The sequence below is a fragment of the bacterium genome (assembly GCA_016716565.1).
Lineage (GTDB): Bacteria > Bacteroidota > Ignavibacteria > Ignavibacteriales > Ignavibacteriaceae > IGN2.
The window spans coordinates 976,430-1,002,269 of the sequence record JADJWC010000002.1 but is presented as its reverse complement, the minus strand read 5'-3'; the positions used below and the strand labels follow the sequence as shown (position 1 = coordinate 1,002,269).

At 36.5% G+C, this 25,840-nt stretch carries 21 protein-coding genes; 9 read left to right on the top strand and 12 right to left on the bottom strand.

The window, feature by feature from the left end; all coding sequences use genetic code 11:
* Position 1: 1 nt before the first annotated feature.
* From IPM14_11305 to recG, 4 genes are all read right to left on the bottom strand, one after another.
* Positions 2-484 (bottom strand): GNAT family N-acetyltransferase, encoded by a 483-nt coding sequence (locus tag IPM14_11305; GenBank protein MBK9098679.1) that lies wholly within the window; start codon positions 482-484, stop codon positions 2-4.
* A complete protein-coding gene (locus IPM14_11300) occupies positions 459-1,523 on the bottom strand; it encodes an ATP-grasp domain-containing protein (GenBank protein MBK9098678.1) in 1,065 nt (354 codons plus the stop codon). The genes IPM14_11305 and IPM14_11300 overlap by 26 nt, the downstream gene beginning before the upstream one ends.
* Positions 1,520-2,602: an ATP-grasp domain-containing protein gene (locus IPM14_11295; protein MBK9098677.1), complete on the bottom strand. Its 1,083-nt coding sequence runs from the start codon at positions 2,600-2,602 to the stop codon at positions 1,520-1,522. The genes IPM14_11300 and IPM14_11295 overlap by 4 nt, the downstream gene beginning before the upstream one ends.
* 248 nt (positions 2,603-2,850) lie before the next feature.
* Positions 2,851-5,058 carry an ATP-dependent DNA helicase RecG gene (gene recG, locus IPM14_11290; GenBank protein MBK9098676.1) on the bottom strand — a complete coding sequence of 736 codons (2,208 nt, stop codon included), beginning with the start codon at positions 5,056-5,058 and terminating at the stop codon, positions 2,851-2,853.
* A gap of 106 nt (positions 5,059-5,164) precedes the next feature.
* On the opposite strand from recG, the gene IPM14_11285 reads away from it, so the two are divergent.
* Complete coding sequence (locus IPM14_11285) at positions 5,165-6,532, top strand: deoxyguanosinetriphosphate triphosphohydrolase (protein ID MBK9098675.1); 1,368 nt, start codon at positions 5,165-5,167, stop codon at positions 6,530-6,532.
* 22 nt (positions 6,533-6,554) lie between these two features.
* Entirely contained in the window at positions 6,555-8,255 is a 1,701-nt protein-coding gene (locus tag IPM14_11280) for a hypothetical protein (GenBank protein ID MBK9098674.1), read from the top strand.
* 4 nt (positions 8,256-8,259) lie between these two features.
* Here the strand turns inward: IPM14_11280 and IPM14_11275 are convergent, their stop codons facing one another.
* Both IPM14_11275 and plsY read right to left on the bottom strand, forming a co-directional pair.
* Positions 8,260-9,255, bottom strand: a complete 996-nt coding sequence (locus IPM14_11275; protein ID MBK9098673.1) for an NAD(P)H-dependent glycerol-3-phosphate dehydrogenase — start codon at positions 9,253-9,255, stop codon at positions 8,260-8,262.
* The gene (plsY, locus tag IPM14_11270) at positions 9,256-9,927 is read right to left on the bottom strand and encodes a glycerol-3-phosphate 1-O-acyltransferase PlsY (protein ID MBK9098672.1); all 672 of its coding nucleotides are present in this window, start codon (positions 9,925-9,927) and stop codon (positions 9,256-9,258) included.
* A 213-nt stretch (positions 9,928-10,140) separates the two neighbouring features.
* Here plsY and IPM14_11265 point away from each other — a divergent pair, with 213 nt between their 5' ends.
* A complete protein-coding gene (locus IPM14_11265; GenBank protein ID MBK9098671.1) occupies positions 10,141-10,305 on the top strand; it encodes a hypothetical protein in 165 nt (54 codons plus the stop codon).
* A gap of 76 nt (positions 10,306-10,381) precedes the next feature.
* Here the strand turns inward: IPM14_11265 and IPM14_11260 are convergent, their stop codons facing one another.
* Both IPM14_11260 and IPM14_11255 read right to left on the bottom strand, forming a co-directional pair.
* Complete coding sequence (locus tag IPM14_11260) at positions 10,382-10,891, bottom strand: methylated-DNA--[protein]-cysteine S-methyltransferase (GenBank protein MBK9098670.1); 510 nt, start codon at positions 10,889-10,891, stop codon at positions 10,382-10,384.
* Between the two features lie 73 nt (positions 10,892-10,964).
* Positions 10,965-11,507 (bottom strand): NifU family protein, encoded by a 543-nt coding sequence (locus IPM14_11255; protein MBK9098669.1) that lies wholly within the window; start codon positions 11,505-11,507, stop codon positions 10,965-10,967.
* 163 nt (positions 11,508-11,670) lie between these two features.
* Here IPM14_11255 and IPM14_11250 point away from each other — a divergent pair, with 163 nt between their 5' ends.
* Positions 11,671-12,663 carry an asparaginase gene (locus IPM14_11250; protein ID MBK9098668.1) on the top strand — a complete coding sequence of 331 codons (993 nt, stop codon included), beginning with the start codon at positions 11,671-11,673 and terminating at the stop codon, positions 12,661-12,663.
* A 14-nt stretch (positions 12,664-12,677) separates the two neighbouring features.
* Here the strand turns inward: IPM14_11250 and IPM14_11245 are convergent, their stop codons facing one another.
* Genes IPM14_11245 through queC form a run of 4 tightly spaced genes read right to left on the bottom strand, consistent with a single transcriptional unit; the run spans position 12,678 to position 17,191 of the window.
* The gene (locus IPM14_11245; GenBank protein ID MBK9098667.1) at positions 12,678-13,508 is read right to left on the bottom strand and encodes a glutamate racemase; all 831 of its coding nucleotides are present in this window, start codon (positions 13,506-13,508) and stop codon (positions 12,678-12,680) included.
* An 8-nt stretch (positions 13,509-13,516) separates the two neighbouring features.
* On the bottom strand, positions 13,517-16,081 hold the full coding sequence (locus IPM14_11240; protein ID MBK9098666.1) for an HD domain-containing protein: 2,565 nt from the start codon (positions 16,079-16,081) through the stop codon (positions 13,517-13,519).
* A gap of 28 nt (positions 16,082-16,109) precedes the next feature.
* Entirely contained in the window at positions 16,110-16,475 is a 366-nt protein-coding gene (queF, locus tag IPM14_11235) for an NADPH-dependent 7-cyano-7-deazaguanine reductase QueF (protein MBK9098665.1), read from the bottom strand.
* 20 nt (positions 16,476-16,495) lie between these two features.
* Complete coding sequence (gene queC, locus IPM14_11230) at positions 16,496-17,191, bottom strand: 7-cyano-7-deazaguanine synthase QueC (protein ID MBK9098664.1); 696 nt, start codon at positions 17,189-17,191, stop codon at positions 16,496-16,498.
* A 171-nt stretch (positions 17,192-17,362) separates the two neighbouring features.
* Between queC and IPM14_11225 the strand changes: the two genes are divergently transcribed.
* The 5 genes from IPM14_11225 to IPM14_11205 all read left to right on the top strand — a co-directional run bounded on the left by IPM14_11225 (position 17,363) and on the right by IPM14_11205 (position 25,840).
* Positions 17,363-18,115 carry a triose-phosphate isomerase gene (locus tag IPM14_11225; protein ID MBK9098663.1) on the top strand — a complete coding sequence of 251 codons (753 nt, stop codon included), beginning with the start codon at positions 17,363-17,365 and terminating at the stop codon, positions 18,113-18,115.
* Between the two features lie 121 nt (positions 18,116-18,236).
* Positions 18,237-20,834 carry a hypothetical protein gene (locus IPM14_11220; GenBank protein ID MBK9098662.1) on the top strand — a complete coding sequence of 866 codons (2,598 nt, stop codon included), beginning with the start codon at positions 18,237-18,239 and terminating at the stop codon, positions 20,832-20,834.
* Positions 20,835-20,843: 9 nt separating this feature from the next.
* Positions 20,844-24,431: a chromosome segregation protein SMC gene (gene smc / locus IPM14_11215; GenBank protein MBK9098661.1), complete on the top strand. Its 3,588-nt coding sequence runs from the start codon at positions 20,844-20,846 to the stop codon at positions 24,429-24,431.
* A 73-nt stretch (positions 24,432-24,504) separates the two neighbouring features.
* Positions 24,505-25,227 carry an MtnX-like HAD-IB family phosphatase gene (locus IPM14_11210; GenBank protein MBK9098660.1) on the top strand — a complete coding sequence of 241 codons (723 nt, stop codon included), beginning with the start codon at positions 24,505-24,507 and terminating at the stop codon, positions 25,225-25,227.
* 28 nt (positions 25,228-25,255) lie between these two features.
* Positions 25,256-25,840 (top strand): isoprenylcysteine carboxylmethyltransferase family protein, encoded by a 585-nt coding sequence (locus IPM14_11205; protein MBK9098659.1) that lies wholly within the window; start codon positions 25,256-25,258, stop codon positions 25,838-25,840.

The window sequence follows — 25,840 nt, the reverse complement described above, 5'->3', positions numbered from 1 at the left end:
CTCAGTTGTTCTTGTGATTGAAATATTTTCCAAAGACGATCATTCCATCGCCTTTGGAATAAAAATCATTTATTTCAAACAGTATGCTGTAATTATTACGCATATAAAAATTTCTTGTAGCAGAGTAACTATCTTTAGAAGATGTTTCAGCCAGCAGCCACCTGCCGTTGTTTTCATTAACAAAGTTTTCTGCATGTTCTAAAAGTTTTTTTCCAATCCCTTTTTTTCCATAATTAGGATTGGTAACAATCCAGTAGAGATCATACACACCATCCGTTAACGGTCTCTTACCGGTGCAATGGTAACCAAGAATCATGCCATCTTCCTCATAAACGAACAAATTATAGTCCGTCTGCATCAGATTAGTTGATGCGATGTTCACAAGTTCCATCGCAACTTTAATTTCTTCATCACTAAAATTCGGTGTCGAACTTAAAATTCCTTCTATGACTTTAGCATCAACCGGCTTTAGCCTGCGAATCATTTTTCTTCTTTCTGATTAATGCAAAGCTTGCAATTGTATAGAGCAAATCATCGTAACTGATTCCATCTGCTGCGGCTGCTCTTGCAAATCCTGAGTCAGATGAAATATCCGGATTCGGGTTTACTTCAATAACATAAGGTTCATCATTATTGCTTAATCTTATATCAACACGCGCATAATCTCTGCAGTTCATAGCGTCATAAGATGCTAATGCAGTCATATAGATTTTTTTTCTCAATCTCTCAGGTAGTTCAGCGGGGCAGACAGGTTTAGTGTGATTGTAATAAACACTTCCTTCCGTCCACTTACCATCGTATGTAACTATGTTTGGAAATTCTTCCGGCAATCCTTCGAAATTTATTTCCGATATAGGCAGAACTCTTCCGCCAAGTATTGCCACGTTTAGTTCTCTACCCTGAATATACTCTTCAAGTATTATGTCCTGATTATAAGTTTCTACCAGAAATGAGAATTGTTTTCTTAATTCCGTGTAATTTTTTACCACTGAGAATTCAGAAATACCGATGCTCGCATCCTCGTTCATCAATTTTAGAATAAGCGGATAACGTAACTTTATCTCCTTCTCGGTAAATCTTTTAGTCTTCTTTAATGTTCTGTATTCAGGGGTAAGTATGTCTCTTGAATTAAGAATCGCTTTAGTTCTTGCTTTATTAAGGCAGTTACCGAGTGTTATCGGTGAGCAACCTGTTATTTCATAACCAAGAAGTTCAAATAATCCTGCAATGTATGATTCATAAGTTGATATTCCTTCAACTGACTCAACAAAGTTATAAATCACATCAGGGTTGAAGGCATTAATATTATTAATAGTCTTTTGCACATCACGGTCTATTGCAAGCGATTTAATCTCAGTAAAACGCTTCGATAATGATTGTTCAACCTTTTTTAGTTCATTAACGAAATTATTTTCTGAAAGATCGTTTGCTTTGGCAGCTTCGTCGTTCTTTTTTCCATTGTAGACGGAAAATACGCTGACAGGCAAATTATAGCAGATTAATATTTTAGTATTCTCTTTCATAAGAGATTATACCTTTTTGCAGCGTGGTATAATGCACTTTGTATCAACTGGTTGTAATTCATTCCTGCAACTCTGGCCGCTTTTGGGAAACTTGAGTTTTCATTTGGATCGGGCATAATTCCCGGCAATGGATTTATCTCGATTATATTTGGAACTCCATTCTTATCCAAACGTACATCGATTCTGCTCCAGTCTTTGCATCGAAGGACGCTGTAAGTTCTTAAAACCGTTTCCTTTATTTGTTTTTCCAGTGAAGCATCAAGTTTGGCAGGACATTCAAAGACATCGAATTCATTTTCCTTAGTGTCGAGAATCCACTTCGCTTCATACGAATAAAGAGGAACAACATCCTGCGGGAAATCTTCGTAACGGATTTCAATTATCGGAAGTATTTCTGCTTCGTCTCCGTTACCGAGCACAGCAACGGTAAATTCTCTGCCTGGCAGGAATTCTTCAATCAAAGCTGGCTGGTTATAGGAAAAGAGTACTCTCTTTACTTCATCCTCCAGCTCTTTGGCATTTTTTACTAAAGAAGAGGAAAAAATTCCTTTGCTGGAACCTTCCGATATCGGTTTAACAATAAGTGGGAAACCAAAATCTACTTTGCTGATATCTTCCATTCGATCAGCGACAAGGAATTTAGCATTAGGTATTTTATGATATGTCAAGATTTCCTTAGCCCGAGATTTATCCAGACATATTCCAAGTGTGAGCGGATCAGAACCAGAATAAGGAAGCTGAAGCATTTCAAGCATTGCAGGAATGTGTGATTCTCTGTTTACTCCAATCAGTCCTTCAGCAAAGTTAAAAACGATATCAGGTTTTAGTTCTTTAAGTTTTAAGAATGCATCATTGTTTGCTTCAACTAAAGTTACATTGTGAAATTCTGCGATGGCATCTTTAACAGCGTTTACAGTTTCCCACGTATCCCATTCTGCATAAGTATCTACTGCAGGTTGAAGTTCATGTTGAGGAGAATTTTGAACAGGAGGGACTTCTTCAAGGAAAGTTTCACTCTCCGGTTTTACGTTGAATGTTACAGCAACATCTAAACGTACATTAAACCTTGGTGATAAAATAATTTCTCCTTGAAAATTTTTTTCTTCTTGTCGCTCCAAATATAATCTTTATAAATAATTTGTCAACATGTTTTAAAAAGTTTTTAAAAAATATTTTTCATGGAAATTTTTCATGAACAGACTGTGTAAAGAAAAATTTTTGTTGATAGAAGAATTAAGTTTGAAAAAAAATTTGTGACAGATCATCAATTTAATTTCTGTTGAACTGGCAGAGGATTGAAAAATTTTTTAGAAGTTAGAAAAGATTATCAGGCGATCTTTGCGTACTGAAGGTTGTCCGAATAATGTTTGATAAGATTTTTTCTTACCACACTGTTTGAAGTAGAATCAAGCGAAGGGTCTTTATTTATTAGCTCAAACGCAATGTTCTTTGCCAGACTGATCAACTCCGAATCTTGAATGATGTCTGCATATTTCAAATCCGGGAATCCGCTTTGCTTCGTACTGAAGATGTCTCCCGGTCCGCGAAGCTTTAAATCTATTTCAGCAATTTCAAATCCGTTATTTGTCTTCACCATCGTCTGAAGTCTGATTGCAGACCTGTACTTTTCAATCATTGCACTTGATAAGTAGTCAAGTTCAAGCTGCTGTTGTATATTATACTGTACAATTTCATCCTTCGTAACAAGAATACAGTAAGCTTGCTTGTCGCTTCTTCCGACTCTTCCTCTTAGCTGATGAAGTTGAGATAGTCCAAATCTATGAGCATCGTTGATAAGAATTATGTTCGCATCGGGAATATCAATACCGACTTCAATAACAGTTGTTGAAACGAGCACATCAAATTCTTTTTTCAGAAAGAGAAGCATCTTCTCTTCTTTTTCCTGCCAGCTCATTCTTCCATGGATTAAACCGAGCTTGAGATTTTTTAAATGAGTTTTGCTCAACTCTTCGTAATAAGTTTCCGCAGCTTTAAGTTCCAGCTTATCAGATTCTTCAACCAACGGATAAACAATAAATGTTTGGTAACCTTCCTTCTTCTTGTCAATAATAAATTTGAAAATTTCCGGAAGCTTGCTTTCCCCTCTAAGGACAGTTTTAATGGGTTTCCGGTTTTTTGGCATTTCATCTATTACAGAGACATCGAGGTCACCGTAAATTGTCATGGAAATAGTCCGTGGAATAGGAGTAGCGCTCATCACAAGAACTTCGGGAGTTTTTCCTTTGCTCTGAAGCTTTGCTCTTTGTCTCACACCGAACCGATGCTGCTCATCAATTACAACTAATCCAAGATTTTTATAATTTACTTTTTCTTCGAACAGTGCGTGAGTTCCAACAATTATATCTGCTTCCTGGAGTTCAATCTCCTGGAGTCTTTTTTCTCTTTCGGATTTCTTCTGTCCACCGAGAAGCAAAGAAACTTTAATTTCCTTTTCAGTAAATCTTTCAAAAAGTTGTTTCATCATATTAGAAATATTTTTTGCATGCTGGTCTGCGAGAATTTCAGTCGGTGCCATTATCGCAGCCTGGAATCCGTTATCAATTGCAATAAGCATAGCTATCAATGAAACAATAGTTTTTCCACTTCCGACATCTCCCTGTAAAAGCCGGTTCATAGGTTTTTCGGAAAGAAGATCGTTTTTGATTTCACCCAAAACCTTTAATTGAGCTTTTGTTAATTCGAAGGGAAGCGTTGTAAGGAAATTCTTTACGAGATCTGTTTTAATGCTCATCTTATTTCCGGTAAGCTTGCTATGATAATTTTGCTTTCGCAATGCTACCAGAAGCTCAAGATAAAAGAGCTCTTCAAATTTGAATCTTCTTTGAGCCGTGTTTAGTTTTTCTATTGTCTCGGGAAAATGATAATTGCGGATTGCTTCCTGAAGATTGATCAGCTTGTTCTGATTAATAATTTCTGCCGGAAGAGTTTCTTCAACCATATTGACATAGTTTTCAACAGCAAGACTTATTATTCTTCTCAAACTAAGGTCGCCAATGTTTCCCGATCTCAGTTCTTTTGGAATTCTGTAAAATGGAATGATCTTCCCCGTATGAAGAAAGCTTTTCTCTTCTTCACTTATTCTGTCAAAGTCGGGATGAACAAACTGCAGCGCCCCATATTTTGATTTATCTGGTTTTGAAGATATCGCAAAAACATCTCCTTCGTTGAAAATCGAATAAAAATATTTTGTTCCCTGGAACCAGATACATTCGAAAAATCCAGTTTCATCCCTGAACTGAACTTTCAAAACTTCCTTCTTACCGAATCTTTTCTTTTCCTTATCAAATACTTTTCCAATTACAGTCAGTTCGCCATCGTATCCGTTCATCAGGTAACCGTAAGCTTTGGCCGCCGTTAAAACGGTAGTACGGTCAAGATGACGTGATGGAAAGTAAAATAGCAAATCACGAATCGTTTTTATTCCGATTTTCGAAAAAGCTTCGGCCCGTTTTGGTCCGACAGACTTTAAATACTGGACAGAATCATCAAGTGTGTTCTTTGAAACAGATTTCATCAACAGAAAAATAATCTAACGTTTTACTAAACTCAAAAAATGGATTAAAGTCTTTGTGGAAAATTATATTTAATTTTAGAAAAGAAATTCAGGAAGGAAATTAAACTTGGAATGGGAAAAACTTTTAACTGATTCACGGCTTGGAGAAAAAGCCCAGCCGAAACAAAAACTTCAGGATGGAAGAAGTGAATTCCAGAAAGATTTTGACAGGATAGTGTTCTCTCCGGCCTTCAGACGTCTGCAGGATAAAACGCAGGTGTTCCCTTTGCCGGAAAGTGATTTTGTTCACACACGGTTGACTCACAGTCTGGAAGTTTCATGCGTCGGCAGATCACTTGGAAACCTGGTCGGTGAAACAATTATAAAAAGAAATCCTTCTCTCGTCCATCGATTTACAAAATTTCATTTCGGTGAAATTGTTGCAGCAGCTTGCCTTGCTCACGATATTGGAAATCCTCCGTTCGGACATTCAGGTGAAGATGCAATCGCAGAATATTTTAGAAGCGGTAATGGACAAAAGTTCAAATCGAAAATTAAGGATGAAAAAAAATGGACTGACCTTATTAAGTATGAAGGAAATGCCCAGGGTTTCAGAATTATTACAAAGCTGCAGAATCCAAAAGTAAAAGGCGGATTGAATCTTACTTACTCAACTCTTGCAGCAGTGACAAAATATCCGAGAGAATCACTAATCGGAGTTCAGAATAATTCAATTCAGAATAAAGCTTACCGTAAGTATGGTTTCTTCCAGGCAGAAAAAGATATTTTTAATGAAGTTGCAAACGCAACAGGTCTTGATTGCGTGAAGAATAAAAAAGCTTACTGGTGGTACCGTCATCCGTTAGCATTCCTTATTGAAGCCGCCGATGATATCTGCTACAGAGTTATGGACCTTGAAGATGGATTCAGACTCGGTTTGATTTCATTTAAAGAAACTGAAGAATTGCTTCGACCTTTAGTCTCAAAACAAGTTTTAAGAAATTACCATGACAAAAATGAGAAGGACAGAATCGGATATTTGCGAGCAGTAGCAATCAACGAACTTGTGAATGAACTTGCAAAAGTTTTTCTTGACGAAGAAAAAAATATTTTGACGGGTAAATTTGAAAATGAATTAATAAGTGAAATTAAAAGAGCAAATGCCTTAAAGCGAATAAAGGAAATATCAATAGCAAAGATTTACAAATCTCGCAGTGTTGTTGAGCGAGAAGTTGCCGGATACGAAGTGCTTGGCGGTTTGCTGGAGACATTTATCGATTCGTACAACGCTGCTTATGAAAGAAAAATATCTTCGAAGAATAAATCTGTCTTTGCTCTTCTGCCAAGCAGAATAGGTGAGAAAATTCCGGATGATCTTTATCTCCGGCTTCTGAGGATAATTGATTTCGTTTCCGGTATGACAGATTCATTTGCGGTTTCGCTTTTCAGAAAAATTAAAGGTATCTCTTTACCCGGCGGAAGAGTTACCGAGTAAATTGAAAACACTCTGGTTATAAATGAGCTGGCTTTTCGGATACTTTGGAAATACCAATCAAAAGCAATTTGCTTCTCCCGAATCACCTCTATATTCATTTAAAGATACAAATCTAATTCTCTTTGCTGGTGGAAATAAGCAAACCTGTTCCTTCAAATCTGAGTCTTCCAGTTCCTGCTGGATTGTTTCTGGCATCGGATTGAAATCTGCAGACATCGGTTACAAAATTCTTGATACTGATGATTGGGATTTATTACTATCATTAAATCCTATTAATCTGAAATCTGTAAATGGCCATTTTGTTGTTCTTAAATATTCCGAAAATGGATTAAAATTTTTCACTGATGAGCTTGGATTAAGAGAAATTCATATTGTAAAACTCAATAACGCATTTGGCTTTACAACACGAATTGACTGGTTGAAATATTTTATTAAGCCGGAAATTGATTTCAAAGAGTTCGGTTCACGATGGCTGCTGCAGAACCAGATATCACGAAGCAGCTTAATTAAAAATGTTATTCGACTGGTTTGTGCAGATGCTACTATCAAAAACAATTCTTTATTGATTGAACGAAACATTTGGCAGCCTGATTTTGAGGCAAAAAACAGTCGGGAAATTTTCGATGTTACTTTAAAAAAACTACTTTCCGTTGAAAATAAAAAAATATCGCTAAGTCTTTCGGGTGGATTGGATTCAAGGTTGCTGCTTTCTTATCTGGAGACAATTAATATAGATGAATGGGACACTCACACTTTTGGTGATCCTAATCACCCTGATTCAAAGATAGCCTTTCAATTACTGAAAAGTCTCAAAAAGGAAAACGAAATTATTAATGATGAACTTCCTGCACAAGATCAAATGATTAAATTAATAAAAGAATATTCAGTTCAATCGATTGTAACTAATCCTGCAAGTTCCATTATAAATCTGAGATTTTATGATAGACTGACTGATCGTAATAGAATTGTCATCGACGGAGGTTTCGGCGAAATCTGGCGGAGAGCATTTGCGAACAGGCTGCTAATCCTTGGAAAGAATTCAATCCTGAAAAAAGATGCTGTGGGATTATTTTCTTTTTTAAGATATAACCGCGCAGATATTTTTACTTCAGATGCAATAAAGGAAATGGAAACAGGAATTATTGGTCAATTTGATGAATTGTTTTCAGAAATGCTGGATGCAAATCAAATCAGTCCTGAAAAGTGGATAGATCTTTTTTCAATTCGTTCGAGACTTATGAACTATTATGCACCCGAACAAATTCGGGTTGATAATTTTGTAGTTTCATTTATGCCATTGGTACAAAGAGATATTTTAAACTTGTTATTTAACTTAAGAGAGTCAGAGAAAAAGAACGGCAAATTGTTTAAGCAATTGATTAAAAAAAATGCAAGTCAACTAACCAAATTTCCACTCGTAAAAGGAAACATTGTTCATCCGTTCAACTCATCCTCACTTGGTGCACGGTTGCACTCACGAATAAAAAACAGACTTGGCTTATCTTACCAGAGCAAATCTCAAATTGATTTTCTTAAATCATTGAAAGAATTTATCGGGGATATAGCACATTCTGCTGATGCGAGGAACTTTGAGTACTATGATTCAATGAAAATTGAAAAAATGATGAATGATTATTTATCCAATGAAGACAAATATAATTCTGGAATTGACTGGTTTTTGTCTTTTGAATTGTTCAGAAAGGGAATTTTATATAAGGAGTGATTCGTCACTCAGTTTTCATATCTCTTGTCATCAGATCGGTTGTAGCTTTAACAGGATCTTTGTCTTCAAAAAGAATTTTATAAACTTCGTTAGTGATTGGTGTTTCAATTCCGATTTTAGCAGCGAGCTGCTTTGCTGATCGCGTCGTTTCAACTCCTTCTGCAACCTGTTCCATTGATTTTAAAACCTCTTTCAACTTTTTACCTTTACCGATTTGTTCACCGACAAACCTGTTTCGGCTGTGTCTGCTCATACAGGTAACAATTAAATCGCCCATTCCCGAAAGTCCGGCGAAAGTTTCCGGTCTTGCACCCATCGCCAGACCGAGTCTTGAAATTTCAGCGACACCTCTTGTCATAATTGCGGCTTTAGTATTATCTCCGAAATCTGCACCATCAATAATTCCGGCACCGATAGCAATAATATTTTTAAAGGCTCCGCCGAGTTCAACACCTAAAATATCTTTTGAAGAATACACGCGGAAATATGAAGTCATAAATGCAGCCTGAATTGTTTTTGCTGTATCAATATCCGTTGAAGCTGCAACAACTGCAGTTGGAATACGCTGACTGACTTCCTCTGCATGGCTCGGACCCGAGATAACTCCAATCTGATTTTTACTGATATGCGGAAAAACATCTTTCAACATTTGGGACATGGTCATCAGTGATTTATTCTCAATCCCTTTTGCAACACTGACGAGAATTGTGTCTTCAATCTGCTTGAAATTTATTTTTCTTACCACACTACGCAAAAATTGTGATGGAACTGCAAGCACTATAAGATTTTTATCAGAAGATGATTCTTCAATTGAATGAGTAATTAAGATTTCTTTAGGAATTTTTATTCCCGGCAGGTAATGTTTGTTGATTCTGTGCTTTATTAAATCACGGGCATAACTTTTTTTATATTCCCAGAGAGTTACGTTATGACCGTTGTAGTGAAGTAAAATTGCGAGGGTAGTTCCCCAGCCGCCAGCGCCGAGAACCGAAATTTTCATTTAACCAATTTTAGTTTTCTTTTTAAAACTAATTTTATTTTCATTTCCGTTGAATATTCTAACGAGATTTTTTCTGTGCGTAAAAATAACAAGAACAGTTACACCAATTATAAATGGAAATAGTGTAGCATATCCGGGGATATCAACGTGGAATAAATTTTCTCTGATAAACAATGTTGATGGAACACTTATCGCTGCAATGATTGATCCTAAAGAAACATAGCGCGATATTAAAACTACAAGTGCAAAAACGCCGACTGCAATCAGCATATCTATAGTAATAAGTGTTAAAAGCATACCAAGTGCTGTCGCAATTCCTTTTCCTCCTTTAAATCCTGCGAATACAGTCCAGATGTGTCCAATTACCGCAGACATTCCGGCTATAATCTGAACTAAAGTAAAATCATCAAAAGGAGAAACGTTTGCAAACGGCAGTGGACCATAATGTAATCTGGAAATTAAAACTACTGCAATTACACCTTTCAATGCATCCAGAATGATTACGGTTAATCCGTATTTCCATCCAAGTACACGCATTACGTTAGTACCACCCGCATTTCCGCTTCCATGCTTGCGAATATCAATTCCGCTTACTGCTTTGCTGATAATAATACTGTTCGGTACAGAACCGACCAGGTAAGAAAGGATTACTATAATTGCTAATAACAACATTTATTTTCTAAAAAATTGATTATAAAACCTAAACATTTAACAACTAATAAGCAACGAATTTTTGTACCAGACAAAACTGACTGAATTCGCAGGTATTGGATGATACATTAATTAATAAGATTCCGATGCAGGTATTATTTTCTCCTATTAATACCAATGTTTTTTTTTCAGGTCGGATTTGATATATTTGCGCCTCAAATTATAGGAGTTGATATGGCAAAACAGCAATCATTTTCAGATAAATTAAAAAAGAAGAAAAAAAACGATCTTATAACTGTAAAGTTCATTAAATCGATGAAAACAGCAGGCGGGAACTATAAATTCAATGAAAAGTTTGTTCAATTAGAGGATTTAAACAAGCTTTCTGAAGTTAAGTAATCTGATAGTTTTACGGTTTTAATGTTTAGACGCGATGGATTTCCTATCGCGTTTTTTTATTAATGAACACTCAGGATTATGAAATAAATAAGTCCATAGTCCAGCTTCCTTCCAGTTCAAGAAGCCATTTCTTGACATCCAGCCCGCCGCCGTAACCAGTCAAACTTCCATCAGAGCCAATTACTCTGTGGCAGGGAATTATGATAGGAATTGGATTAGCACCATTCGCTGCTGCTACAGCCCGCATTTTATTTTTATCTCCCATCCGCTCAGCCAGTTCACCATAACTGATTGTTTCCCCGTAAGGAATTTTTGTTAATTCATTCCACACATTTTTTTGAAAATCAGTTCCAATAATTTCTAATTGCAGATCAAATTCTTTTCTTGTTCTATTCAAGTACTCCTTCAGTTGAAGGAGAATGTTTTTCACTTTCGGATCATCAGAAGGAATGTAAGTTAGGTTAGTATGAGTTTCAGAATCCGTTATTTTGTTTATCAGAATTTCCCGAACTCCGTTATCAGATAAAATTATGCCGAAATTAATTCCGGCTATTGTTTCTGATGCGAAGGACAACTCATCTGTCATAAAAATATTCTTCTATTAATATAAAAAGGGAAGAAACCATTTTGATTTCTTCCCCGAAGCTCCATTAAAAAATTTAAGCAGCAACAACGTGAATTGAAGGATTAACATCTCTTTTTAATAATCCTTCAATTGCCATAAGTGTTCCAGTTATTGAACTTGGGCAGCTACCGCAGGCTCCCTGGTATCTTATCTTTACGGTAAAGCCGTCAATTCCCAGAACCTGCAAACCGCCTCCATCACCAGCAAGTGCCGGTCTGACTTTTTGATCCAGCAAATTATTAATTTTTTTGAGCAGCTCATTTTCTTCTTCAGCAGTTGGCGCTGTTATGGTTTCTTTTGGAATTAAGTTTGGATCAAATGTTTTCAGGAAATCGATAAACGGTCTCTGAATTTGTCCCCAGTTTGCATCAGGAGATTTTTCAATAGTAACAAACTTATCCATATAAAAAACTGAAACCACACCATCAAGTGCAAATATTCCAGCAGCGAGAGGATCATTCTTTGCAGATTCTTTATCGGCGAATTGTCGAGTTTCATAGCTAAGTAATTTTTTATTTAATATAAATTTTAATGCGTGCGGATTTGGTGTCAAATCAACATCTTCTACCATCAACATAGTAACCTCATTTTTTTATTTTAAAGTTAATGGAACATTGCCTCACCTTCAAGTTAAATCAGTGTATATCGACATCTCTATGATAGCGCCAAATGAAATTTTAGCAAAATTAGTTTAATTTTGACCTCGATTTTCAAACAATAATATTAATTCTATGGTTGAAATGAAGAATATATTGATAGTTTTTACCGGTGGTACTTTTTCGATGAAGATCGATAAGAAGAAATCAGGCGGAGCTGTTCCGAAGTATTCGGGGGCGGAGCTGCTGAAAAAAATTCCCGAAGCAAGAAAGCTGGCGAAAATTTCCTTTTATGATTTCGGAAAATATCCCGGTCCGCACGTTACTCCTGAAATAATGATGGAACTGTCAAAGCAGTTAAGAACAAAAATTTTACAGAAAATATATGACGGAATTATTGTCACTCACGGAACAGATACTCTTGAAGAAACCGCTTATCTGATCGATCTCACCATCAAAACAGATATTCCAATTGTATTTACCGGTTCGATGCGGAACAGTTCGGAACCAAATTGGGATGGACCAAAAAATTTAATTGATTCAATTCTTGTTTGCCTGAGCGAAAATTCCAGAGGAATGGGAACGCTTGTTTGTATGCATGGAGAAGTTAATGCAGCGAGCGAGGTAACAAAAATTTTTTCCAATGAGTTTGAAACTTTTCAGAGTCTGGATTTTGGAACACTTGGATTTGTTGAGAAGGGGAGAGTGATTTACAATCGTCTGCCGAGATTCCTGGAAATAATAAATACTAATAAAATTAATACGAATGTAGATCTGCTTACAGTTTATGCCGGAATGGATGAAAAGTTTTTCAAACATTCTGCTGATTCCGGTGCTAAAGGATTGGTGATTGAAGCTCTGGGTGTTGGAAACGTTCCTCCTGCAGCATTCAAGGGTGTTGAGTATGTCATTAAAAGAAATATTCCTGTTGTACTTGTGTCGCGATGTCCCGCAGGAGAAACGGATTACATTTACAGCTATCCCGGTGCGGGAAGACATTTGCACGACCTCGGAGTAATATTCACAGATTACCTGAACGGACAAAAAGCAAGAATCAAGCTGATGCTTGTTTTAGCTAAAACCAACGACAGAAAAATCCTGAAGAAAATTTTTGAGGGTGAGATAAGGGAGATTTAAGAGTTGATTTTTTTCTAATGCTCCGAAATCAAAACTTCCAGATCAACTTTGTGTACGTGGTCAATTTCTTTTCCGAGAAAAAGCTCGGCTACTTCTTTGAACTTTGCGGGAATGTCGCTTACATAATATTCCTGAAATCCTGGTTTATTTGAATCGGATAGTAAGTCAAGTTTTGCAAGTTCTGACTTGATTACTTCAGAAGAAGCAACACCCGAATCAATCAATGTAACATTGCTGCCAATAACTTCCTGGATTACTGCGGATAATATTGGATAATGTGTACAGCCGAGGACTAACGTATCAATTCCGTCTTCACGAAGTTCTTTCAAATATTCTTCTGCGATTTCATAAGTTGCCTGATGTTTTATCCATCCTTCTTCTGCAAGCGGAACAAAAAGCGGACACGGTTTTTCAACTATCTGTGCAGAAGAATTTATTTTTTTAATTTCTTTTGAATATGCAAGATTTCCAACAGTTGCTCTCGTTCCGATAACACCTATTTTATTGCTTCGGCTTTTTTTCAAAGCCATTTTCGAGCCGGGCTCAATCATTCCGATGACTGGAATATCAAACATTATTTTTAGATCAGGAATTGCGATTGATGAAGCAGTGTTGCAAGCAACAACGAGCGCTTTAATGTTTTTCTGCAGAAGGAATTTTGTATTCTGAATTGAATATTCAATCACAGTTGAATTTGATTTTGAACCGTAAGGAACGCGGGCCGTATCACCGAAATAAACTATGTTCTCATTCGGAAGAGTAGATGCCAGTCTTTTTACAACTGTAAGTCCGCCAATACCTGAATCGAATACGCCAATGGGTTTTTGTTTATCTGTGTGGTTCAAAATATTCCTTATAATAATTTATCAATCGCTGAAGTAATTTCATTTTTAACAAATTCATAATCGTTGGGGGAAATTTTCTTCCCATTCCTGTCAAGCACATAAAATGCATCAACTATTTCATCACCCTGTGTAGAAATCTTTGCGAAATATATATTCAATCCAAGTTCATTCATTTTAGTTGTTACATGGTATAGAAATCCGAGCCTGTCCGGTGAATGAACATCAATGATTGTATATCTTTCATGATTTTCGAATGCAACTTTTACATTTCCTTTTTTCTTGAACAGCTTGCTTTCAATTCTCCACCATTTTGACTTCAAAGAAGCGACTTCTTTACCGAGCTGAAGAAGTCCGCGAACAGCAAGATTCATATCCTCTTCTATTTTACCGAATCGTTCTTTGTCAATCGTTCTATGCGTGCTGAAATCTGTTACGTTAAATGTGTCGATTACAATCCCATCTTTACGTGTGAAAATCTTTGCATCGTGAATGTTTAAATCATTTATCGCCATTACGCCGCAGAGCTTTGAGAGAAGAGAAGGAAAATCTTTCGTGATAACAGTTATTCCGGTAAAACCGTTTGCTTCGGAAAACAGTACTGATACAATTGAACCTTTTTCGATTTCCTCAATGTGTCTTGCAATTTCTTCGGCACCAAAATGGTGAGCATAAGCCAGATCATCAATTGATTCAATATGGTTCTGAACATCTTCTTCTGATATGTTGGGAGAATATTTGCTTATTTCTTTTGGAACCGCATAAGTGGTCGAGTACAATAAATCCTCACCTGAAATTTTTTCCTCGAGCATTGCGCGGGTTTTTCTGTAAAGCTCAGCTAAAAGTTCATTCTTCCAGCTTGTCCAGACAACAGGATTAACGGCTGAAAGATCGGCGTAAGTTAAAAGATAAAGCTGTTCAAGCTCCTCAATGGAAGTAAATCTTGAGGTAAAATTATTAAGAGTTTCCGGATCGTTAAGGTTTCGCCGGAAAGCTGTCTGTTCCATAACAAGATGATTCATCACAAGGGAAGAAACGATACTTATTTCCTCATCGCTGTAACCCATCCTGTACATTATTGAAGAAGCAAGCTCGGCTCCAATGATTTCGTGTCCGCTGATATTTATTGGCTTGGCAATATCGTGCAACAAAAGTCCGAGGAATAATTTTTCCTTGTCTTTTAGCTTATTGAAAATTTTTCCAAGCTGTGAATTTTCATTAGCAAGCTTCTCGACGTTTTGTATTGCAATAAGAGTATGTTCATCAGCAGTGTAAGAGTGATATACACCATGCTGAAGAAAACCAGTCAGGTCCCTGAACTCAGGCATAAATGCACCTAGGGCTCCAAGTTCATTCATCACATAAAGAGTATCGCCGACGTTATTTGGAAGCCTTAAAATCTCTCTGAAGAATACAGATGATTCGCTTTCCTGGATTTGATGCCTGTCAATTGTTTCAAACTTATCTACAATAAGTGATCGGAGAGCTTCATCGAATCGTGCCGAATGAAGGCCGCGATAATAAAATGCACGAAGTATATCTGACATACTAAGCGGAGAATTATTTCTCATTGAAATAACTTTGCCTTTGATTACAAAATCATCGTCAAGATTAATTGCAAGTGAGGCAGGAAGTGAAACGGAAATATCATCGTAGAATTTTTTAATCATTGACTTGGAAAACCGGTTGAGGATTACCGCAGCGTTGAAATATATCCTCATAAAATCGATCAATGATTCTTCCTCAAAACCAAAAATTCTTGCAATTCTGATCTGCTCATTAAATTCAAAGCGATCGTGCTTCTGTTTTGCTTCAAGGTGCAGGAGGTTTCGTACTGAAAGTATCAGCTTGTAGCTGCTGAGCACGCGGTTGCATTCATCAATTGAAGAAGCTTTGTCTTCTTTTAGCATGCTGAGGAAAGTTTCGATCTGTGTTGCTTCCTGCTGCTTATTTATTAACTCCTTGTGAGCGAAGATATAAATCCATTCAACCATTTGAAGATCACGCAATCCGCCGGCAGAATATTTTACATTTGGCTCAAGCATTTTTGGTGAATGGCCGTACTTCTTGTATCTCTCTTCTGAATCCTCAATTAGCCTTTTAATTAAATCTGCTTTTAAATCTTCATTGAGAGTTTTAAGAAGAGTTTCATTCCATAAGTTGTAAACTTTTTCTGATCCAAGCAAGTACCTGGTTTCAAAAAACTGAGTGAATGTATGAAGATCGGACAACATATATTTCTGGATGTCGGATAAGTCTCTAACTGTATGAGAAACTTCCAGTCCGTTATCCCAAAACTTTGTGACAAGATCAGAAATATCTTTTGCGTTCTCTTCGACTGACTCCGCAATTAAAATTATATCGATATCAGAATAAGGTGAAAACTCACGACGGCTGAAGCTTCCAGCAGAAGCCAAAGCAAAGTTGTATTTATCTTTTCCGGCAACAGCCCGGATATATTCTTCAATCAACAGACTATATTCTTTGCTGAACCTTAATGCATCTGCCTGCTTGGAGTATGCAGCAAAAAGTTTGTCGCGTTTTTCCTGGAATATTTTTTTTATATCTGATTCCAAATTATTAGTCTGATGAACTTTCGAGTAATTACTTATTAAATACGTCGCTGAAATATTCAGCTTCAATTACAGATGAAATTCCTCCTCTTACATTGAATTCGGCTGTGATTAGCATATATCGCGGTTTGCATACTGCAACCAGGTCATCGAGTATTTTATTTGTCGCACTTTCGAAAAACAAGCCATCATTCCGGTAAGAGTTAAAATAAATTTTTAACGATTTTAATTCTATACAAAGTTTATCCGGAATATACTCAACAGTTATCGTAGCAAAATCAGGCTGACCTGTTTTAGGGCATAGCGAAGTAAACTCTGGTGCTGTGTGTATAATTGTGTAATCCCGGTTTGGGAATTCGTTTTTGAATGTTTCTAAAAGATTTCTTTTGTTTTTCATTTCGTATAAATTCTTTTGATTTAGGAATAATTTGGTTTCTGTTTATATGGGATCAGATCTTTAACTCCGGCCAACTGAAATCCTCTGAGACGAAGAGCACAGCTGTCACAGATTCCGCAGGCAATATCTTCGCTCTGATAACAACTCCACGTTAAATGTAGAGGAGCATTCAATTCAATTCCTTTTTTTATTATTTCTGCTTTGGACAAATGAATAACCGGTGTTTCAATTTTAATTTTTGTTTCCGGTTTTGTTCCAAGTTCAATCATCTTTCCGAAGGCAGAAAAGAATTCCGGTCTGCAATCGGGGTAACCGGAAGAGTCTTCATATACAGCACCGATGAAAATTGCTGTTGCTTTCAAAACTTCTGCCCAGCTTACGCAAGCAGAAAGAATATTTGCATTACGAAATGGAACATACGAAGTTGGAATATTTATGTTTTTCAAGTCAGCTTTTGATACTTCAATATTTTTATCTGTCAAAGATGAGCCGCCGATTTTTGAAAGATGTGTATAATCGATCACCAGTCTTTCTTTCACATTATAAAAATCTGCGATATCGTTGAAAGCCTTCAGCTCTCTCTTCTCAGTCCGCTGACCATAATTAATATGTGCAAATGCAAGCTGATATTTTTCATTTGCAATTGCTGCGGTAACACAACTATCCATTCCTCCGCTTACTGCAACGACTGCTATTTCTTTTTGCTCGAAATTCATTTTTTGTTTAACAAATCGTCAAAATTTTTGTGCTAAAAATACTGAAAAGCAAACTAAGTTATTTGGATAATTTTTTACGACATCATTGATATAGAAAATAAAATCATAGATGCAAAGACTTAAATAATTACTTAATTTTACACTAAGAAAATCAGAAACAAAGAGGAAGAAATGAGAAAAAAAGTTATTGCCGGCAACTGGAAAATGAATATGAACCTGCATCAATCTCAAAAGTTAGTTAGTGAAATTATTAATGGTTTGGGAAAAGATACTAAAGCTGAAGTAATAGTTTGTCCACCGTTTACATCGTTGAGTGAAGTGAGTTCTTTACTAAAAGGAACACAGATTAAACTTGGTGCGCAGAATATGTATTATGAAGATAGTGGAGCGTTTACCGGAGAAGTCTCTGCCGATATGCTGAAGTCTGTCGGTTGTGAATATTTAATCCTCGGTCATTCTGAAAGGAGAGTAATTTTTAATGAACCCGATGAGCTGATAAATAAAAAAATTAAAGCCGCACTTACAAAAGGCTTGAAGCCGATTTTCTGCATTGGAGAACTTCTCGAACAGAGAGAGAATGATGAAACAATGCAGGTTATATCCCGACAAATCGAAAAAGGATTGGATGGAATTTCTGCTGAACAGATGAAAAATATTATCATTGCTTACGAACCTGTTTGGGCGATTGGTACAGGAAAAACCGCAACACCGCAGCAGGCACAGGAAGTGCATTCGTTCATTCGTGAATTAGTGGCTAAAAAATTTTCAACTTCAGTTGCTGAAAATTTAGTCGTACAATACGGAGGAAGCGTGAAACCGGATAATGCAGGCGAACTTCTTTCTCAGAAAGATATTGACGGTGCACTTGTGGGTGGAGCTTGTCTTAAGGCAGATTCGTTTTTAGGAATTATTGCATCTGCCTGATGTAAAACTTTTAGAGAGCACCTTAAAATCCTTTAATACCAAAAGATTCCGATTGATTTCCCCTCGATTCTGTAGTATATTTGTGCGTTTTTTATAAATTTTCAAAGGATTCGCTTATCGGATGTTAACCTTCCCCATTAGATCTCTTGTATTATCAGGATTTCTTGCGCTTTTTGCTTTTCATTTTTCATTCAGCCAGGTTGTTTTTAAAGAAGTTCCCGATTATAAAATTATCACGACTGATTCTCTTTTCTTCGATCTCAGCTCAACGCGTTCGATAATTTCTCTGAATGGTGAATGGTCAGTTCGTCCTGCTGATGACGAGGAAGCACCAAAGCTGCAAGTAAGTGTTCCGTCGGTATTTGAAGGCGAGGGTGAATTGATTTTTGAAAAAGAATTTGAGCTTTCCAGAGAGATGATCTCGCAGAACACACTTGAGTTAGTTTTCTTTTCTATTAATTATACGGCAGATATTTCCTTAAATAAAACTATTATTTACCGTCATAGTGGTGGTGAATATCCGTTCAGAGTTTCTCTTCCGAGAGACATATTGCGAAGCGATAAAAAAAATATACTCTCTTTAAAATTGCTCTACGAGCTAAACTCGAAAAATACAATCCCGCAGAAGCAGAGATTTCTATTCCCGCAAAACCGGGGCGGGATTATTGGCGATGTTTACATACACACAAAACCGGATTTTTATATAGCCAAAGAAAAGATTGTAAGTTTATTTTCTCCTGATTATAAAAATGTCTCACTCAACGTTGAATCACTTATTAAAAATAACAGAACGAGAGGGAACATTGCTATTGGTGATGTTGCTGAAACTTATAGTTTACAAATTTCTGTATCAGATCAGGCAGGCATTGTGGTCAAGGAAATCCCCGGATACAACTTTGTTCTCGATCGTAATAAAGATATTTCCATCAAACAAAAGATTGATATTCCTTCAGCACTTTTATGGTCGCCGGAACTACCGTTATCATATATTTTAAAGCAGCAATTGTTCATTGGTGATTCTCTCATCGATCAAAAAAATAAAGTGATTTCATTGTACGAACTAAAAGCCGGTGAAGAATCGTTTGTTCTAAATGGTGCTGATTATACCTTAAAAGGTATCGCATATTATCCCGGTGTTGAAACCTTCGGCAAGCTGATTTCTTACCAGGATATGGAAAAGGATATTGCTTTGATCAGAGAAGCAGGATTCAATTCTGTAAGGTTTGCCAAAAGTACAGCGCACCCATATTATCTCCGGCTTTGTGAAAAGTACGGATTGTTAGCATTCCTCGATATTCCTATCAATGCAGTTCCCAAAGGAATTGCTTCAGAGGAAAGTTTCATCAGCAGAAGCAAAGAGTTTCTTTACAATTATATTTCGTTCTACGAGGAGTACTCTTCATTTGCAGGGATAGGTTTTGGCGGAACTTATCTTCCAGAACTTGAAGAACATATCTTATTGATATCAACGCTTGTAAATTCTTCAAAAGAAAGAAGCAATCTTCTCACTTATGCTTCATTCTCACGGACAAACATCACGGAAATTGATAAGCTTGATTTGTATGGGATAGAATTTATCTATGACAAGCCATCGGATTTTGATGAGCAGATCAGAGATCTTCAGGAGAAGTTCGGGAAACAGAAAGTTTTCTTCTCATTGGTTACTTATCCGGTTTATATCGGAGGAAGCGATGGATATCTGAATGAATATTCTTTTGAAGCTCAGGCAAAGTATTACGAGGAATTTTTCGATTACCTGAACCAAAACAATGTTCCGGGATTTTTTCTGAATTCATTCACTGATTACTATGGAGATTTCTCCTCTCTGCTTTGCAGTGGAAATGAAAAAAATCTGTATAAAATCGGATTGATGGATGAGAACAGAAGCAAAAACAGAATAAGCTACAAAGTGGTTTATTCAAAACTTAATAATCTTGAAAAGGTAACCATACCGATCGGCAGCAAGAAAGACGACTCGCCGATGATATTTATCATCTTCGGACTTCTGCTTGCAATTTTTATGGGTGTGCTAGTTAATTCAGGCAGGAAGTTTCGTGAAGATGCTTCGAGAGCATTACTTCGTCCATATAATTTCTTTTCTGATGTTCGTGATCAAAGAATAATATCAGCATCGCATACCACTTTGCTTGGATTAATAATAGCTGCTGTGATCGCTTTGATTGTCAGCAACATTTTATATCATCTTAAAACCAGCCTGGTTTTTGAAAATGTGCTTATTGCTTTTGCAAGTCCGATGCTGATGAAAACGGCAAATTATCTTGCCTGGAATCCGGTGATGTCAATTCTCTGGCTTACAGCATTCAATATTGTTCTCTTTGTAATCGTTGCACTTATTATAAAAATTGCATCGTTATTCGTTAGAACAAGAGTTTACATCATCAGCGTATACTTTACTATTATCTGGGCGATGCTTCCAATTGTTCTTTTAATCCCTGTTGGAATAATTTTATACAGACTATTGTATTCGGGCAGTATAAATACTTATGTTTATCTGGGACTTCTGATCGTAAAGTTGTGGGTGTTGTACAGATTGATGAAAGGAATTTATGTTCTTTTTGATTCAAAGCCCGCGACGGTTTATTTCTATAGTATTATATTCATTCTTGCAGTTGCCGGCTTGGTATTATTCTATTATGAGTTGAAATATTCAACAATCCAGTACATACTTTTTGCATTGAAACAGTTTAATATTTTTTAGGAATAAGGATTGTATTTATCAAAGCTTGAAATATTCGGCTTTAAATCATTCGCTCAAAAAACTCCGATAAAGTTTCATGAGGGAGTAACATCCATTGTCGGTCCAAATGGCTGCGGAAAAACCAATATTGTAGATGCAATCAGATGGTGCTTAGGTGAACAGCGAAGCAGCACTCTTCGAAGTGATAAAATGGAGAACGTTATCTTCAACGGCACTTCCACCAGGAAACCGATGGGAATGGCGGAGGTTTCACTTACAATAGAAAACACAAAAGGCATACTTCCTACCGAATACACCGATGTTACAATTACAAGAAGAATTTTCCGTTCCGGTGAAAGCGAGTATCTTCTTAACAAAAACATTTGCCGGTTAAAAGATATTACTAATCTTTTTATGGATACCGGAATTGGTGCGAACGCATATTCCGTTATTGAACTTAAAATGGTTGAGACAATTCTGAGTAGCAAAGCTGAAGAACGCCGTACAATGTTTGAAGAAGCTGCTGGTGTGAATAAATATAAATTAAGAAGAAGACTTGCTCTCAAAAAGCTTGAAGAGGTGATGAGCGATCTTACGAGAGTAAATGATATCGTTAGTGAAGTTGCTAAAAATGTTGCAAGTCTTGAAAGACAGGCGAAGAAAGCTGACAGGTATAATCAATTATCTTCCAGGCTGAAAGAAATCGAACTTGAACTTGCTGAACGTGAGTATGCCTGGTTTCTTGACAAAACTGAAGAGATTATTCAAAATAAAGTTGAGAACAATAAGAAAAAGAAATTGTGCGAAGATGAAATATCATCACTCTCTGAAAAGCTTGACCAAATCAGAAAAAATATGGTCAGCTATGAAAATGACCTGAAAGGGAAGCGTGTTGAGGAGGGTCGACTTACAGAAAATATTTATAAGCTTCAGAGCGATATTTCTGTATCAAGGGAAAGAAAGAACTCTGTTAACTTAAATATTACCAGGTACGAAAGTGAAATAGTTGAACTCAACAGCCGCATCGAATCAACAAAGAAAGTAATTCAACAGGCACTCCAGGATACCGAAACCTTCACTCGTGAAATAGAAAAGAACAGAGAAATAAAAGATGAACTGAAGCTGAAGATTGAAAATGCAGGTTCATTACTTGATGAAAAAAGAACCGGGGTGAAAAAACACTCTGAAGTTATTCTTTCAGGATTGAAACACATAAGCGACAAAGAGAATGAGCTTTTTAATATTACCAAATCTCTCGAGGACAGGAATTCACAAATAAGAAAGCTTAACTCCCGAATTCAAAATCTTACTAGTGATATTGCGAAGACGGTAGGTTTCCTCGAAAATTTAAAAGATGAAAAAGAAAAAGTTGCTTCCAACCTGAATGAAGCTGAAGATAATTATGCGAAGAAAGTTCAGGAAAAAGAAAAGCTTGAACAGGAATTAAATGAATACAAAGCGAGAGAGCTTGAACTGAACAGCATCCTGCAAAGTCTTAATGATAAGATATCATTTATTCAGAATCTCGTTGATAATCTCGAAGGTGTATCACAGGGGACAAAATCATTACTCGAATTAAAAGATTGGGCTAACGGGAAAGTTACACTTCTTGCAAACGCTGGCAATTCTTCTGATGATTTAAGAGCAGCAGTTGAAGCCGCTTTACGTAATAATGTAAATGATATCCTCATCTCTTCTCTTGAAGAGTTGAAGAAAGGGATTAAGCATCTTAAGAATAATAATCTTGGAAGAGCTTCATTTTATTTAAAGCAGAATGGAATCGGAAATTCAGGAATTCTGGCAAAGCTTCAAAACTTTTTTTCAAACAGACAAAAGAAAAAAATTGAAGCAGACAAATCTTTCCAGGATTGGGAAGCAAATGCAGTCCAGGTAGAAAGCGAATGGAAAAATTATTTTGAAAAGTTGCTCGGTAAAACGGCTATCGTAAATGATTTGGATTCTGCAATCTCTCTTTCACAAAAATTTCCCGAGTTCAGATTTGTTACACTTGACGGCGATCTTGCAGAAGGAACGGGGTTAATTGAAAGCGGTTCAGCGATTATTGATGAATCACTGTTCGGAAAGAGACAGCTTTTACTTGAGATCAAGAAGGATATTCCATCTAAGCAGAATGACCTTAATGAAATTTCAAAGAAAATTTCTGATTATGAAACTGCTATCAGCAAGATTGATTTGAAGGTTTTATCTGACCAGGGAAGAATGCTTGTAAATGATCTCGCAAATATTGATAAGCAGATTTCGCAGTTTGAGTATGAAAAGAAAAAGGCAAACGATGAGATCGAAAAAACACGTCAGCTTATACAAGATATCGCTGCTGATGCTAACAAGCTTGACAATGATAAAAACACAATCAGCAGTCAGCTTGCTGAATTTCAGAATCAAAAAGTAATTGCTGAATCACGACTCCAATCACTGGAAGATGAGAATAGAAAAGCCGAACAGAATTTTGATCAGTTAATTGCCGAGGAAAACGAAATTAAGATTATTATCGAAAGAAGTCTCGGTGAAGTACGAAACCTTCGTAACACTATATCTCAGTCCGAAGAGAATGTTGCAAACACCTTCAAATCAATTTCGGGACGCAAGAATGATACGGAACTTGCTCACAAAGAAATATCTGAAATTGATGTGCGGATAGCAAAGCTTGAATCAGAAGCTGCTGAACTTGAGAGCAAGAAACAGTATACAATTACCGAGCTTCAAAAAGTTGAGGAAGCATACAATACATTGAGGTCTGAGAGTACTGCTATTGAAACAAAGATAAATGATATACGAGCTGAAAAAGATAATATACTTGATGCAAACCGCGATCTTGAAATCAAGCTGAGTGAATATGAAATTAAGAAGAATAATCTCCTCGAACATATAAATGAGGAGTATTCAATAAAGATTGAACGGAAGAAATTTGATGACAACGATAGTTTCGAATTTGAACCGCGCAAAGAAGAAGTTCATGATCTTCGTCAGAAGATCCGGAATCTTGGTCCGATAAACCTTCTGGCATATTCTGAATTCGAAGAAGAACGCGACAGACTTGAATTCCTTAATAAACAGCGTGACGATCTTGTTGAATCTGAAAAAGATATCGTAAAAACTATTGAAGAAATAAATCATACGGCGCAGGCAAAATTTGCTGAAACATTCAACCAGATAAGGGAAAATTTCATTCGAGTTTTCAGATCATTGTTCGATCCCGGTGATGAGGTAGATCTGAGATTGGAAGAAGGTGCCGATCCGCTCGAAGGCAAAATTGAAATAATTGCAAAGCCAAAGGGGAAACGTCCGACTTCGATCGAGCTTTTATCAGGAGGAGAAAAAACATTAACAGCAATTGCACTTTTATTTGCAATTTATCTTGTGAAGCCGAGTCCGTTCTGTATTCTCGATGAAATTGATGCACCGCTTGATGATGCAAACATTGACCGGTTTACAAGGCTGATTAAACAGTTCAGCGAAAACACACAGTTTATAGTGGTCACACACAATAAAAGAACGATGGAAGCAGCAGAAACTCTTTACGGTGTTACGATGCAGGAAGAAGGAGTTTCAAAGCTTGTAAGCGTCAGATTTAATGAAGATATAAAAGTCGTTGCATAGTCAACTGATTTCAAATAAGTACAGAAAACCATCTTATCATTTCAATAATTTAATCCGTAATTCAATCAAACCTTTGACAGAAAAACAATTCAAAATATTTATTGACTTTGATGGCACTATAACAAAGAACGATGTCGGGGAAGAAATTTTTAGAAAATTCGTTGATGAAGATGTCGTCAGTAAAATAGTGACAGATCTTCTTTTAGAAAATATATCATCAAGAGAATGCTGGGAAGCTCTCTGTCTCGCTGCACCATTAATCGAAAAGAAAGAGTTTGATGAATTTATACTTTCACAGGAAGTAGAACCGTCGCTTCATCGTTTTATTGAATATTGTGAAAAGAATAATTTTCCTGTTTTTGTTCTGAGTGATGGTTTTGATTATTACATAGAAAAAATTCTGGGAAGAGAAAATCTTGGACATTTAAATTTTTTTAGTAACGAATTAAACTTAACTGCTAATGGGAAGTTGATGCCTCTATTTCCATATTTTAATGCAGATTGCAGGACCTCATCAAATTGCAAGAGAAATCATATAATCGAGAACAGCAGCGAAAACGATTACACAGTTTATATTGGCGATGGGAGTTCAGATATCGATGCAGTTCAATACGTGGATTTCATTTTTGCGAAAGATAGTCTCCTGCGATTTTGTGAAATGAACAGGATAACATTTTTCCCATTCAGGAATTTTGATGATGTGATTGTAAAGCTGGATGGACTTTTATCCAAAAAGAGATTAAAGAAAAGACATCAGGCAGAATTAAAACGCCGCGAAGCGTATTTGGCAGAGTAAACATATTTTCAACTGAATTAAGAAATTAATGAATAACATTTCATCTCTTGCATTTAAATACAGAAGTTACACTCCGATTCCATTTTTAATTCTGATGTTAATTTTTCAGCAATCAACTCCGATGACTTTAATTATCGGATTTATCGTTGCGTTGTTTGGAGAGCTCATAAGGTTTTGGGGAGTAAGCTGGGCTGGCAGCGAAACCAGAACAACTGGCGGAGTCGGCGGAACTTTTCTTATTATCAGCGGTCCGTTCGCATATGTTCGTAATCCACTTTATGTCGGAAATATACTCATCTATTTCGGACTTGGAATTATGTCATTTGCATTGTTTCCGTATTTACAAATTGTTGCGATTCTTTTCTTTCTTCTTCAATATTACTTCATTGTCAGAGAAGAAGAAAAATATCTAGTTGAAAGATTTAAGAATGACTACAAAGAATACTGCAAGCATGTTCCGGCATTTTTACCAAGACTTTTGCCTTATAAAAACTCAAGCATAATTCAACCACCTTACAATTCAAAAGCCGGACTAAAATCTGAAAGAAGAAGTCTTCAGGCATTTCTTGGAATTTCTTTACTGCTAACTATCCTTTGGCTTATCAGGGGTTGA

Coding starts and splice junctions, on each gene's coding strand:
- IPM14_11305 (MBK9098679.1), bottom strand. CDS start 484: ATGATTCGCAGGCTAAAGCCGGTTGATGCTAAAGTCATAGAAGGAATT.
- IPM14_11205 (MBK9098659.1), top strand. CDS start 25,256: ATGAATAACATTTCATCTCTTGCATTTAAATACAGAAGTTACACTCCG.
- IPM14_11260 (MBK9098670.1), bottom strand. CDS start 10,891: ATGACAGATGAGTTGTCCTTCGCATCAGAAACAATAGCCGGAATTAAT.
- IPM14_11255 (MBK9098669.1), bottom strand. CDS start 11,507: ATGTTGATGGTAGAAGATGTTGATTTGACACCAAATCCGCACGCATTA.
- IPM14_11280 (MBK9098674.1), top strand. CDS start 6,555: ATGAGCTGGCTTTTCGGATACTTTGGAAATACCAATCAAAAGCAATTT.
- queC (MBK9098664.1), bottom strand. CDS start 17,191: ATGAATTTCGAGCAAAAAGAAATAGCAGTCGTTGCAGTAAGCGGAGGA.
- IPM14_11275 (MBK9098673.1), bottom strand. CDS start 9,255: ATGAAAATTTCGGTTCTCGGCGCTGGCGGCTGGGGAACTACCCTCGCA.
- recG (MBK9098676.1), bottom strand. CDS start 5,058: ATGAAATCTGTTTCAAAGAACACACTTGATGATTCTGTCCAGTATTTA.
- queF (MBK9098665.1), bottom strand. CDS start 16,475: ATGAAAAACAAAAGAAATCTTTTAGAAACATTCAAAAACGAATTCCCA.
- IPM14_11300 (MBK9098678.1), bottom strand. CDS start 1,523: ATGAAAGAGAATACTAAAATATTAATCTGCTATAATTTGCCTGTCAGC.
- IPM14_11250 (MBK9098668.1), top strand. CDS start 11,671: ATGAAGAATATATTGATAGTTTTTACCGGTGGTACTTTTTCGATGAAG.
- plsY (MBK9098672.1), bottom strand. CDS start 9,927: ATGTTGTTATTAGCAATTATAGTAATCCTTTCTTACCTGGTCGGTTCT.
- IPM14_11220 (MBK9098662.1), top strand. CDS start 18,237: ATGTTAACCTTCCCCATTAGATCTCTTGTATTATCAGGATTTCTTGCG.
- IPM14_11225 (MBK9098663.1), top strand. CDS start 17,363: ATGAGAAAAAAAGTTATTGCCGGCAACTGGAAAATGAATATGAACCTG.
- IPM14_11265 (MBK9098671.1), top strand. CDS start 10,141: ATGGCAAAACAGCAATCATTTTCAGATAAATTAAAAAAGAAGAAAAAA.